Consider the following 13809-nt stretch of genomic DNA (forward strand, 5'->3'; position numbering starts at 1 on the left):
GGTGCCATGCGGTCTTGGAGTAGCGAAAGGTGTCCAAAGAGCGACGTCTGAGGAACAGTTTTGTTGAAAGCTGAACCTGTATTGTGGATCGAGCATATTGAACCGCAGTTTTTTTGCTGGATGTAAACCCCCACAGTCCACGATCGTAGCTGACCGTGGGATTCACGACGACAGCAGGGGAAAAGGCGGCGGTCCTGGGCAAAGCTCCCCCATACGGTTGCTTCCAGAAGGGAAGACAAATACTTGCATATCGAAAGTAGCGACGGCCGGATGGGAGTACCCGAACGAATCCTAGGGTTGGTCTCGTCTCCCTATGAACACATCAGATTCGGTAGTTCTTCATCCGCACCTTGCTCCCGATCTGCTTTTGTCCGCTATTGTAGACTCATCAGACGATGCCATTGTTTCAAAGGACCTCAATGGCATTGTGACAAGTTGGAACCGGGGGGCGGAGAGGCTTTTTGGGTACAGTGAAAGCGAAATGATCGGGCAACCGATTCTTAAGTTGATCCCGCCTGAGAGGAGCCTGGAAGAGCCCGCCATCCTCGAAAGACTGCGCAGAGGTGAAAGAGTGGATCATTTCACCACCCAAAGAATCTGCAAAGACGGAAAGTTAGTGGATGTTTCCTTGACCATTTCCCCCATCCGGAATCGGGAGGGGGCGATCGTTGGGGCCTCAAAGATTGCTCGTGACGTTGGAGCTCAAAAGCAGGCAACTCGGGCTCTGGCTGAGGCTGCTGCAGAGATGGATCGACAAAGTCGAATGAAGGATGAGTTCCTCGCCACACTGTCGCACGAGCTGAGAACGCCCCTGCAATCCATCTTTGGCTGGGTCCAGCTTTTGCGTTCAAAGGACCATGATGACCCCGAGTTGAGCGAAGGTCTCGCAGTCATCGAACGCAATGCGCGGGCACAGCAAAAGATCGTCGACGACTTGCTGGATATGAACCGGATTCTATCTGGCAAAGCCAGACTTGAAGTTCAGCAGGTGGTGCTGGCCCCTCTGATAGAAGCGGCCATTGCTACCGCCCGACCTGCTGCGGACGCGAAAGGAGTGCGTATTCAAGCCGTGTTTGATTCGGATTCAAAGCTCATTTCCGGTGACCCCGACAGGCTTCAGCAGGTGTTCTGGAATTTGCTCAGCAACGCCGTCAAGTTTACCCCTAAAGGGGGGCGGGTACAGATCTTGGTCCAGCCCGTTAGTTCCCACGTCGAGGTCAGCGTGAGTGACACCGGGATGGGTATTGCGGATGAATTCCTACCGTATGTTTTTGACAGATTCCGTCAGGCAGATGCTTCGTGTACTCGAACGCAAGGCGGATTGGGGCTGGGGCTGGCCATCGTTAAACATCTGGTCGAGCTTCACGGTGGGACTGTTCGGGCGAAAAGTGCTGGCATCGGGAAAGGGGCCACGTTTGAGGTATGCCTCCCAGTGACCATTCTCAGCGCACGTTCCACCCCGCCTCGTTCACCAGTTCAAGCCGAACCCAAACCACCAGTCTCTCCAGGCCGCCTTGACGGCATCTCGGTGCTGTTGGTGGATGATGATGGAGACTCTCGTCGCCTTATCGCCAAAGCTCTTACCGATTTGGGGGCGACTGTCGCTACCGCGGCGTCCTCTTCACAGGCACTGGAAATGCTGTCGAATTCGATTCCTGAAGTGATCATCAGCGATATAGGCATGCCAGGTGAGAGTGGCTATGATTTCATCCGCAAGGTGCGTCTTTTGCCCGCTGAGAAGGGCGGCAAAATACCTGCGATTGCATTGACTGCCTACAACCGTATGGATGACAGGGTGACAGCTTTGCGCGCAGGATTTCAATCACACATTGCCAAGCCTGCTGAAATTGCTGAAATCGTGGCAACGGTGCAAGCTTTCACAGCGGGAGAACAGTTTTGAACTGCGGGATTCACGCGTGGCGTCTTCAATCTTTTTTTTAATTGTGCTGGCTCCTGCAGCCGGTAGAAACCTGCTCAATGAATGAAGACAGTGCCCCATTGAATTTGTCCTCCCATTGGAGCAGCGTCTTTTTGGCATCGATGAAATGACGCCAGCCGCGGTTCCCGGAAATGGTGGTGTCGCCGTTGCTGGTGGCACTGGCATAGTCCTTGTACGTGGGGCCGGCATCGGTTCTTGGTCTGGAAGTAGGGCGATGGTGCCGTCCCATGCCTTGGCCACGTCGTCCGGCTTGTTGCAGTAGGCGTCGTCCGGGGCGATGCCGGTTCCATTGCCCCAGTCCCGGGTGAATGTGGGATTGAGGGAATAAGGATAAGAGAAAGGTTTGTTGGCGCTGTAGTCCGGCTGGGGTGGGTCCAGGATGAAGTCAGGCAGGACGCTTTCTGGGGACGCCACGCCGTTGACGATTCCGCGGGTGGGCTTCACGGCGTTGGCTTCCCAGGCCCCGCCTGATTTGGTGAAGGAGTGAACCTGCTTGGCCGCAGGGGTCCGGCTGGGGTGGAGAACAAAGAGCCTTTCGTTGAGGGGGAGATCAGTGCCCTCCGTCTGGCGGATGTGGAAGAGACGATAGCCGCCGCAGGTAGAAGGGCCTCTGCGTCGTGGCGCGGCGCAGGTCGGCCAAAAAAAATCGCAGGAACGAGGGGGCTACGGAGTTATTTGAAGAACGGAGGGCCCATGCCTGATGCCGCTTCCATTCTCGATACCCAGGAATGGATCTGTTCTGGCTCCTCCCTTGAACCATCTTTCCTCCCATGCGATTCAATCTTACGATCTCCATCCTCATTGTCGCGGCTGGCTTGTTCAGCCTGTTCGCATCTGCGGCACCTGCTCCAAGTGAAGGAGTGCCCGTCACCTTCGAGCTGCCCAATACTCCAGGGCGCAGCTATTTGGTGACGCTGGCCACCGTTGAGGAATCCCGGCCGGACTGGATCGTCAGCACCTTTGTCGCGGGAGAACCGTTCACCGTCACAGAGGAGAATAAAGGCCGGTTCACGGTAAGATGGGACGGGTTGGACGAGAACTTCATGCCCGTGCCTCCAGGGAGCTATGGACTGAAGGGCATCTACACGGAGGCCCAGTCCTGGCCGGTGGATGGGGAGATGCACGCCATTGTCCCCCGCTTTGCGGGTGGAGCGTCGCCTTGGCTGCCGTCACCAGATCGCTGGGAGCTTCCCGTGCCCTTTGGCGGGGATCCTGTCAATGCGCCCCTTCAAGATGTGGCCGTGGGGCCGAATGGTGTGGCGGTCTTCTACTACCAGTACCTGGAGAATGGCACGAACTGTCCGATGTTCGACCTGAACAAGCCTGTGGGCTACGAGCAGTTCCTGAAAGCCTTCTCTTCAGGTGGCGCGGGTGGCGGGCCTGCGGTCGCCACCGATGGGGAGACGGTCTGGGCCTTCAGCACCGATGGCGGGCCCAAGTTTGTGTATCGTGCAGACCAGAAGTCGTTTGGTCAGAGCCCCGGAGCGAATCGTCGCAATGGCTATCTTCCGGAAGGCTGGGTGACGGCCATGGCGGTCGCCCGGGAGACGCCCGCAGCTCGTCCCGTGGTCTATGTGGCCCAGCGGGGCAGGATTGTGACCGAATCCACTGCGGGGCAATCTTCTTATTCGCATCGGTACGTGGAAAGCAAGACCGAAGCCGTGGACCAGATCACCGTGCACGATGGTGACGATGGCAAGGTGCTTCAGACCTTGAAGCTGGAGCGACCGTTGGGGCTCGTGATTCAAGGTGGCCGGCTGCATGCGCTTCACAAGCGGGCAGGAGGGTTCGTGGTAAGCACGATGACCTTGAAAGACGGTCTGCCGACGGAAGGCTGGGAGCTGGCGTTTGAAGTGCCTGCTGGCATGACGCCCGGAGACCTGGAGTGCGATGCGTCCGGCCGGTACTATCTCAGTGATGCTCCTGCCAACAAGGTGTACCAGTGCGATGCCAAAGGACGGGTGCTGCGGACCTTTGGCCGTGCCGCCCGGCAGGAGCCAGGGAAGTATGACCGGGAGACCTTCATGGCCCCCGGCAAGCTCGCAACGTGGCGAGATGCCGCAGGTCAGGACCGTTTGTTGGTCGTGGACCAGGAGGGGCCCAACCGTGTGAGCGAATGGAGCGCAGACAACGGCCGGCTCATCCGGGATTTTCCCTCCCACCAGACCAAGTGCAACAATGGTTATGCCATCGATCCCGCCGACTCCTCCCTGGTCTATCTCCCGGGTCACGGAGGCTGGTTGACCAGGTTCAAGATTCACCCAAGCAGCCGGGAGTGGCAGGTGGATGCAGTCTGGCCGGATGTGGAAGCCGGGCAACGCAAGGGCCTGGACAAGCCGGTGGCGGTGCGAGTGCAGGACCGCCTCTATCTTGCCAGCGAGCAAAATCTCTCCATCTACCGGCTTGAGGGCAACCGATGGATGCGCTCCGCAGGGCTGGTCCAGCAGGAGAAAAAGTACCTCTTCTGGAATGACGCCAACCACAACGGGACGGCTGACGCGGAGGAGTTGCGCCCCACCGACGTGCCCAAGGGCGTCCTTACCTATCACGGCCAGCGCTGGCTGTCAGACCTCAGCTATGTGGCCCCGGCCATGGGCGGGCAGGATGTGTGGCGTCTCGCCCCGGTATCCTTTGATGAGCATGGCAATCCGGTGTTCCAGTCCTGGGAGAGAGTGCTTACGGACTCCGTGTTTGCCTCTCGTGCCGCTGGCACGGCAGACGCCCTGCATGGAGGCAACGAACTGGCGGACAACTTCTCCAGTGACTGGATGCAGGTGGATGGTTCGATGAAAGAGGGGTTCTACATCCAGGCCAGAGGTGGGCGAAACTTTGACGCAAATCGCGGGCCGCAACACAAGATTTCCCGCTATGTGCCGGACGGGAAGGGAGGCTTTCAGCTGAGGTGGCGGGTGGGGCGGAGCGTGTTGGGCGGAGAAGCCCGGCGTGGCGAACTAACCGGTGGCATGCGCATCTTTAAACCGCTGAACGGGCTGCTCACGGTGGTGGACCAGAGCCGGAGCGGACTCTTCCTCTATACCGATGACGGGCTGTATGTGGACACGTTGTTCCCACCGGGCGAGAGGAAGGGCACAGGCGTGTATCAGCAGCCGGGCGAGTTCTTTGCTGGGACCGTCTTTGCCGATGGGGCAAGCGGCAAGATCTACTACGGTTCAGGGAAGTACACGCCCCTGCTCTATGAGATGCAGGGCTGGTCTTTGCAGGACAATCCCGTCCACCGTCTCGCCACGCTGCCCAAGGCTGTCGTCATCCGTTCTAGTGAAACGGCCTCCCCTCCGGAAATCGCACTCAGTCTGCGCGGCGGCGCGGGAAAGGCTCGCGTGGCCCGTTTTGCCCCTGCGCTGGGCGGCGCGGTGCTGGATGGCTCTTTGACAGGATGGGAGAATGTGGCTCCGGTCGTCATCGGGCCGGGTAAAGATCGCACCGTGGAGGTTCGCGGACTCTATGATCCGGATCACCTCTATCTCCGGTGGCATGTACGCTTGGGCGCCACGTTCGCGCCAAGGTCCACCCCGCCATTGGAGCGGTTGTTCACGCATGACCAGTCGGCGGAAACGGTGAGCCTCTATTTCCAGGGGGATGTCAATGCCCCAGCCAAGGGGCCTGCAGCGGGGCGTTCAGGGGATGTGCGGTTGGTCTTTGGCCTCTTCAAAAACGGCGAGAAGCTCATCCCTGCGGCAGTCGGCTTGTATCCCAAGTGGGAGGGAAACCATGGCAAACGCCAGGTGTACCGGACTCCGGTGGGCGAGGCTGCCTTTGAGCACGTCGGGGCGGTGGACGGTCTGAGACTCGGCCACGCAGTCGATGCCGATGGCAAAGGCTTTGTCATCGTCGCCTCCATCCCCCGCAGCGCGTTTCCGGCTTTGAAATCCGGGTTCGATGGAACACTGCGGACGCAGGTCAACTTTGATGCCAACCTGGGCGGGCATCAAAAAGTCTGGTGGGCCAACACCGATGGCTCTGCCAGCGTGGAGACGTATGACGAGCCCAGTGAGGCGCGGCTTTACCCTGGATCTTGGGCACCCCTGACGTTTGAAGGACTGGAACGCGGCGTCGTGGTACAGCATTGGCAGCTGCTGGGTCCGTTCGGCGGTCCTGGGGCAGAGAAGTTCACCCGCGATCCCCAGAACAAACAGGAAGTGCAAAAATTCTATGAATCGGCAACCTTTCCACCTGATGACGCCAAGGTGGATTTGAAGACCGCCTATGAAGGGCCGCAAATCAAAGGCTACTGGCCCGATCAGAAACGGTTGACCTGGAAGCCTGCGAAAGCAGCGGACCTCGATACCCGAATCATTTGTGGGGAGGGGGCGCAGGTGAACTATGGAGTGACCTGGGTGCATGTGCCGGAAGAAAAACCTCTGATCCTGGAGTTTCAAGGGCACCGCATGACCTATCTCCGCTGGTCGCTGAATGGCGAAGCTCTGGAGGTTCCGGCCAAGGAATATCAGGAAGCGGGGGCGAAGCAACTCATGACGGCGAGTCGTTCGGTCCGTCTGAAGAAGGGGTGGAACCAGATCTTCTTCCGCAGCTACAATGTGGGTTATGTCCCCTATCGGGTTGGTTTGGTAGTGAAGGGGGCCGCAAAGGATCTGTGGGAATTGAGGTTCTCGGGAATGCCCCCAGCCACGGGTGGTGAATAACGGTTCTGCGCAATTTAACTCCCCATTGCTGTGAACGCGCCGTGTCACTAATTTTGATCGAAGCGGCGCGTTAATACCAAGCCGGTCTGTTCGCCGGCGTGCTCCTCACTCGAACCTTGTTCATTTGCTACCATGAAGTTCAAACACTCCTTCTCCCACCTCGCACTGGCGTTCGCCGCCCTGTCATTCTGTGCCACCACATTGTCGGCCGCCGATGCCCCCCTCGTCAAAACCGGCACGAAGGTCGCTTTCCTTGGCGATTCCATCACCCAAGGCGGAGCCAGCCATCCCGGTGGCTATGTGCGTCTGGTCGAGAGCGGACTCAAAGCCGCTGGCATCAACATCGTGGCCCTCCCGGCCGGCATCAGCGGGCACAAGTCAAACGACATGCTGGCCCGTCTGGACAAGGATGTGATCAGCAAGAAGCCGGACGTCATGACGCTGAGCTGCGGCGTCAACGACGTGTGGCACGGTCCTCGCGGTGTGGAGCTGGATGCCTACAAGAAGAATATCACGGAGATTGTGGATCGCGCTCAGAAAGCCGGCATCCAGGTGGTCATCCTCACCTCCACCCTCATCGGCCCCAAGCTGGATGACGCCAACAACACCAAGGCCAAGGCCTACAACGAGTTCCTCCGCAACCTGGCCAAGGAGCGCAAGCTGCCGGTTGCAGACCTCAACGCCGACATGATCGAAGCGCAGTCCAAGGATGCTCCTGGCGGCGGCAAGGTCAATGTCACCACCGACGGCGTGCACATGAACTACCTGGGCAATCTCATGATGGCCAAAGGGGTTTTGAAGAGTTTTGGTCTCAGCAGCGCCGATCTCGCCAAGGCAGAAGCAAGCTGGCAGACCATTCCCGATGCGGTGACCGTGACCGCGAAGGCCAAGCTCAGCCTGAAACAGATGGAGGCCCTGGAAGCCTACGCCGCGAAACAGAAGAAGTCTGTGGACGCGGTGATCGCTGAGATGCTGCAGGCCACAGTGGCCGGTGCGGTGAAGTAATGTGATGTTGGTTCGCCTGCTGGTGGCGTGTCTCCTTCGACATCAGCAGGCTCTCGTTTTCCTGAGACTCAGCCTATCTTCTCGAATATGGCGATACCGAGATTCCTCCGATCGTCGCTGAAGGGTGCGCATTGAGGATCGTGAATGTCTTGCAAATCTTACCTCCTGCGAGACACGACGGCGAGTTTTGCGACCTCACGCACTCGACTCGATTGTTCAGGATCACGGGCCAGCCTCTAACGGACCTGTTTTGTCTGGAAGGCACTGATGTGCCCGGCGATGAATTCAAGTATATCTATGATGAGGCAGGCTTCAAGGGGCTGGATTTTGAACCCGTTTGGCAGGGGGACGCGGAACTCTCTCAGCCGATCCTGTGATTGCCTGGAGGTGGAGGACATCGTGAGGTGCCTCCTTCATTGGGCCGCACGTGATGTCGGAGGCTGGCACACCAAATCTATGGTCTGTGGCCTTGCTGGAAAGCGAAGGGCAAAGGGGACTCACAGGACTCCCGAAAGCGGCGGTTCCCGCACGCACTCCAAAATCCCGCTTCGCGGGATCAGGTGCTGGATGCGCTGGGAGATATTGGCGCGCTGGTGCTTGCAGAGTCGATTTCCATTCCTCCGTCACTCCACCACCCCTTTCACGACTCCGCCGCCAGCTCTTTGAAACAACCCCGGAAGTTCGCCAGAATCGGCGACTCATCCTGCTTCCGCCAGACCAGCACGGTTTGCACCTTGGGCAGCCCTTTGGGGAGCGGGCGGAAGATCAGGCCAGGTCGTTTGACCTGGGCCAGGGTCGCCGTCGTAGGTGCGATGCCGAATCCCGCAGAGATAAGCCACATCTTGGTTTGGATATCATGAGCGTATTGGACTGCTCGTGGCGTGGCTCCCACTTTGGCGCACTCGGCGAGGAAAGAGTCATAGTATCCGTGCTGCACCCGCGGGTCCATCATCACGAGACCCTCGCCGTCAAAGTCGGCCCAGGTCAGCTTCTCTTTGCGGGACAATCGATGGCCCGCAGGCATGGCCAGGATCTGGCTGGATTCCTCCACGTGCATGGAGTCCAGTTCCGCAAAACCCACCGGTGGACGCAGCAGGCCTGCATCGAGTTCCCCGGCACGAAGACGATGGATTTGTTCGGTGCTCGTGAGGTCGAAGAGGGACAGCTGTACGCCTGGGAACTTCTGATGGAAGCAACGAAGTATCTTGGCCAGCCACGCATTGGCCGTGGGCGCAATGATGCCCACTCTCAAGGTGCCCACCAGCCCCTGGTCCGCATGGCGTGCCCGTTTCTCCGCCTGGTTGGCGGCGGACAACACCGTGCGAGCTTCCTCAAGGAAGACTCTGCCCGCGTGTGTGAGATTCACAGATCGCGTGTTGCGAATGAAGAGCTGCACGTTAAGCTCTTCCTCAAGAGATTTGATCTGCGAGCTCAAAGCGGGCTGCGCGACATGAAGAATCTCCGCTGCCCGGTGGAAGTTCAAAGTGTCTGCCACCGCAGTAAAGTAACGAAGATGTCGCAGTTCCATGCGCATTGATACGTCGCACCTATCAGTGCGGGACCAACCTTGTATTGGGAAAATGTGCAGATTTCGGTTATCTGCCGCCCAATAATTTTTGAAAGGAAAAACCCGCCATGTGGATTGTCCGTCTCGCGCTTCGTCGCCCCTACACCTTTATCGTGCTGGCATTGGTGTTGCTTTTGTCCACACCGGTCATGCTTCTGCGGACGCCGACGGACATCTTCCCGTCGATCAACATTCCGGTGATCTCCATCATCTGGCAGTATGCCGGATTGAGCCCTCAGGAGGTTGAGCAACGCATCCTTTATATTCACGAGCGATCGCTGAGCGCGACGGTGAATGACATCGAACACATTGAGTCAAACTCCTATAACGGTGTAGGGATTATCAAGGTGTTCCTTCGTCCAGGTGCCTCTGTGGATGCTGGGGTGGCTCAGCTCACGGCAGTGGCACAGACCATCCTAAGACAGATGCCACCGGGCCAGACGCCTCCACTGGTGATCCGGTACAACGCCTCCACAGTGCCGATCCTGCAGTATGCGTTTACCAGCAACAAGATGTCCGAGCAGGAGATCTATGACACCGTGCAGAACCAGGTGCGCGTGGGCCTGGCCAGTGTGCAGGGGGCACAGATCCCATGGCCCTATGGCGGCAAGACGCGAGTGGTGTCTGTGGACCTTGACCTCACAGCGCTCAAGTCCAAGAACCTGACCGCTCGCGACGTGGTGAATGCCATGGATGCGCAGAACCTTATTCTGCCAGCCGGTACGGCCAAGATCAAAGAGACGGAATACAACGTGGGTGTGAACAGCAGCCCACGGGTGCTGGATGAACTGAACAACCTGCCGGTGAAGACCGTGAACGGGGCCACCATCTATGTCCGGGACGTGGCCCAGGTGCGCGATGGTTACCAACCGCAGCAGAACGTGGTGCGCAAAGACGGCGTGCGCGGGGTGTTGCTCACCATCATGAAGAGCGGCATGGCCTCCACCCTCCAAGTGGTGGACAGCGTGAAAGGGGAGCTGCCGCGACTGCTTTCGGGTCTGCCTGCCGACCTGAAGGTGGAAGAATTCGCGGACCAGTCCCTCTTCGTGCGGGCGGCGGTGAACGGCGTGGTGCATGAGGGTATCATCGCCGCGGCGCTGACGGCCTTGATGATCCTCCTCTTCCTTGGCTCGTGGCGTAGCACCGTCATCATTGCGGTATCCATCCCTCTGTCGGTGCTGGCTTCCATCGCCATTCTCAGTGCGCTGGGAGAGACGATCAACCTCATGACTCTGGGCGGTCTGGCCCTGGCCGTGGGCATCCTGGTGGATGACGCCACCGTGGAGATTGAAAACGTGCACAGGCACATGAGCATGGGGAAGTCCTTCGTGCAGGCCATTCTGGACGGGTCCAAGGAAATTGCCCTCCCGGCCTTCGTGTCCACCATTTGTATCTGTATCGTGTTCGTGCCCATGTTCTTCCTGACAGGGGTGGCCCGGTACCTCTTCGTGCCGCTGGCGGAGGCGGTGGTGTTCGCCATGATGGCGAGCTACTTCATCTCCCGTACGCTGGTGCCCACGCTGATCGCCTGGTTCTACAAGAACGTGCCTCATCACGCACCGGAAGATGCGGCCCACGGCGGACATGGCCATGATGCCCCCGGGAAGAAGCCGTTCCTTCTGGTTCGTCCCTTCGTGGCTTTCCAGCGTGGCTTCGAGCACGCCTTTGCCACTTTCCACGCAGGCTATCAGCGGCTGCTGGGCGCGGTGTTGCAGCAGCGGGTGGCCTTCGTCATCCTCTTCCTGGCCATGGCAGCAGGGTCCCTGGCCCTGGTGCCGCAGCTCGGGCAGGACTTCTTCCCGCAGGTGGATGCAGGGCAGATCAAGCTTCACCTCCGTGCCCGCAGCGGGACGCGGATCGAGGAAACCGCCCGGCTGGTGGATGCCGTGGAGCAGACCATCCGCAAGGAGATCCCCTCCCATGAGATTGCCGGTATCCTGGACAACATCGGGATTCCCAACTCCGGCATCAGCCTTTCGTATTCCAACAACGGCCTCTACGGCACAGGGGATGCGGATGTTCTGGTGTCTCTGAAACATGGGCACCAGCCCACGGAGGAGCACGTGCGCCGTCTGCGCCTGCGCCTGAACAAGGAGTTTCCAGGAACCACCTTCTACTTCCTGCCGGCAGATATTGTGAGCCAGACGCTCAACTTCGGCTTGCCCGCCCCCTTTGACGTCCAGATCTACGGGCGCAACCAGACCGCCAACCGCGAACTGGCCGCCCGGCTGGCGGACAAGATCCGGACCATCCCCGGTGCGGTGGACGTGCGTGTGCAGCAGCCCGCGGATCAGCCGCAGTTCACTGTGGAGGTGGATCGCGAGAAGGCGGCCGAGATCGGCCTCACGGAGCGTGACGTGGCCAACTCCGTGCTGCTCAGCCTGAGCGGCAGCGGTCAGGTGCAGCCTCTCTACTGGCTGAATCCCACCAATGGCATTCAGTACCTCATCAACGCGCGAACGCCGGAGCGTGAGATGGACTCCCTGGCCAATCTGGAGGCCATTCCAGTAAGCCGTAGCCAGGCTGGGGAGGGGGATGGGCAGTTGCTCTCCAACCTCGCCACCCTCAAGCGTGGTCAGGGGCCGGGTGTGATCTCGCACTTCAACGTACAGCCGGTGATCGACATCTTTGGCGGCGTGAGCGGCCGGGACCTTGGCGGTGTGGTGAGGGATGTTCAAAAGCTGGTGGATGAGATGCAGCACGAGCTGCCCAAGGGCACCTACATCATGATGCGGGGGCAGGCAGAGACCATGCAGAGCAGCTTCCACGGTCTGGGCATGGGCATGATCATGGCCATCGCCCTCATCTACATGCTGCTGGTGGTGAACTTCCAGAGCTGGGTGGATCCTTTCATCATCATCACCGCGCTGGTGGGAGCCATCGCCGGGGTGGTGTGGGGCTTGTTCCTCACCCAGACCACATTGAACGTGCCCGCTCTCATGGGCGCGATCATGAGCCTCGGTGTGGCCACCGCAAACTCGGTGCTCATCGTGAGCTTTGCCCGTGACAATGTGCTACAGGGGGCGACACCGCTGCAAGCGGCCTTCAATGCCGGCAGCACACGCATCCGCGCCGTGCTCATGACAGCCCTCGCCATGGTCATTGGCATGGTGCCCATGAGCCTGGGCGTCGGTGAGGGGGGCGAACAGAACGCCCCGCTGGCCCGGGCGGTGATCGGTGGCCTGACGCTGGCCACTCTCGCCACCCTCTTCTTTGTGCCGGCAGTGTTCTCCCTGCTGCATCGTCGCAAGGTGACCGTCTTGGATCCGCTCCTGATGGATGCGGATGACGAGGTCCTGCCCGCCGCAGCCATGAAGTCCGCAGCTTCCTAGTCCATTTCATTCGTAAGGTATTTTCATCAAACCCCATCGCCCTTTTCAGAACATGAACGCTGACATTCCCGCCACCCCCGGCGCTCCCGCGACGGCCAGTCCGCCTGAAACTCTCATCGTGCCTGCGGGCCGTCGGCCCCGGCTGAGCCTCTATTTCATGGGGACTCTCGTCCTGGTGGGAGCCGGGGTGTACTTTGGCATGGTCCCCCGCTTGCAACAGAAAGCGCTCGTGGCCGCAGAGACTCAGGAGCTCTCCACACCCACGTTTGATACCGTCAGCCCCGGCCCAGGCAAGGTGCCGGAAGGACTGACTCTGTCTGCCGAGCTCAAGCCGATTATCGAAACGCCAGTGTACGCCCGTGCAAGCGGCTACGTTCGAGCCTGGTCGGTGGACCTCGGCGCGGTGGTGAAGGCTGGCGACCTGCTGGCTGAACTGGAGACGCCGGAGCTGGATCGTGAAGTGGCCGAAGCCCATGCTACCTTGCAGCAGGCCGAGGCCGCTCGTGCCCTGGCAGAGACCACCGCCAAGCGGTGGGCGACCCTGGCGGAAACCCGCCTGGTGAGCACACAGGAGGTGGATGAAAAACGCGCTGACCTCACGCTGAAGACGGCCGCTGTAAATGCGGAACGCGCTCGCGTGCAGCGGCTGGAGCAGCTGGTGGACTTTTCCAAGATCACCGCGCCCTTCGCCGGCACCATCACGGCCCGCCAGGTGGATGTGGGGCAGCTTGTGAGTGCGGGCAGCAGTCATGAACTTTTCCGTCTCGCTCGCACGGACCGCTTGCGCGCCTACATCCGTGTTCCCCAGAGCCAGTCTCGTGCGGTGACGCTGGGGCAGATTGCAGAGATCGCTCTCCCGGAAGCTCAGGGACGTACGTTCGAGGCCAAAGTCGTGCGCACTGCTGGTGCGATCGATGCGGCCTCCCGCACACTGCTGACCGAGCTGGAAATCGACAACTCCAAGGGCGAGATTCTCGCTGGGAGCTATGCCCGCGTACGCCTGGCGCATGCCCAGGAGAATGTGGCGCTGACGCTGCCTGCCAACACCTTGCTCTTCCGTGCAGAGGGCATTCAGGCGGGGGTGATTGACGCCAACAACAAGGTGCAACTCCGCACGCTCAAGCTGGGGCGTGACTTCGGTCCCAATGTGGAGATCCTGGATGGTGTGACCGTGGCTGACCGTGTGATCTTGAACCCGCCAGACTCCCTTTTGCAGGGCGCCACGGTGCGGCCAGCAACGCTCGTCAAACCGGAAGTAACTACGGCAGCGCGTTGAAGAAAGCATAGCGTAGGTGATGAGGGTTG

7 protein-coding genes are annotated in these 13809 nt (G+C 59.8%); 5 read left to right on the forward strand and 2 right to left on the reverse strand.

The window, feature by feature from the left end:
- The first annotated feature begins 313 nt into the window (after positions 1–313).
- Positions 314–1900 (forward strand): ATP-binding protein, encoded by a 1587-nt coding sequence (locus BV034_RS07190; RefSeq protein WP_050025566.1) that lies wholly within the window; start codon positions 314–316, stop codon positions 1898–1900.
- A gap of 37 nt (positions 1901–1937) precedes the next feature.
- Here BV034_RS07190 and BV034_RS07195 read toward each other — a convergent pair whose 3' ends face one another.
- Positions 1938–2168, reverse strand: a complete 231-nt coding sequence (locus tag BV034_RS07195) for a hypothetical protein (RefSeq protein ID WP_050025569.1) — start codon at positions 2166–2168, stop codon at positions 1938–1940.
- 541 nt (positions 2169–2709) lie between these two features.
- Between BV034_RS07195 and BV034_RS07200 the strand changes: the two genes are divergently transcribed.
- Both BV034_RS07200 and BV034_RS07205 read left to right on the forward strand, forming a co-directional pair.
- Positions 2710–6600: a hypothetical protein gene (locus BV034_RS07200; RefSeq protein WP_050025571.1), complete on the forward strand. Its 3891-nt coding sequence runs from the start codon at positions 2710–2712 to the stop codon at positions 6598–6600.
- A 132-nt stretch (positions 6601–6732) separates the two neighbouring features.
- A complete protein-coding gene (locus BV034_RS07205; protein ID WP_050025572.1) occupies positions 6733–7605 on the forward strand; it encodes an SGNH/GDSL hydrolase family protein in 873 nt (290 codons plus the stop codon).
- Positions 7606–8245: 640 nt separating this feature from the next.
- Here the strand turns inward: BV034_RS07205 and BV034_RS07210 are convergent.
- Positions 8246–9133, reverse strand: coding sequence for a LysR substrate-binding domain-containing protein (locus BV034_RS07210; RefSeq protein ID WP_063768705.1), 888 nt, complete (start codon positions 9131–9133; stop codon positions 8246–8248).
- Between the two features lie 107 nt (positions 9134–9240).
- On the opposite strand from BV034_RS07210, the gene BV034_RS07215 reads away from it, so the two are divergent.
- Together BV034_RS07215 and BV034_RS07220 are read left to right on the forward strand one after the other, a co-directional pair.
- On the forward strand, positions 9241–12504 hold the full coding sequence (locus tag BV034_RS07215) for an efflux RND transporter permease subunit (RefSeq protein WP_050025576.1): 3264 nt from the start codon (positions 9241–9243) through the stop codon (positions 12502–12504).
- 52 nt (positions 12505–12556) lie between these two features.
- Positions 12557–13780, forward strand: coding sequence for an efflux RND transporter periplasmic adaptor subunit (locus BV034_RS07220; protein ID WP_050025578.1), 1224 nt, complete (start codon positions 12557–12559; stop codon positions 13778–13780).
- Positions 13781–13809 lie beyond the last annotated feature (29 nt).

The organism is Verrucomicrobium sp. BvORR034, from assembly GCF_000739635.1.
Classification (GTDB): Bacteria; Verrucomicrobiota; Verrucomicrobiia; order Verrucomicrobiales; family Verrucomicrobiaceae; genus Verrucomicrobium.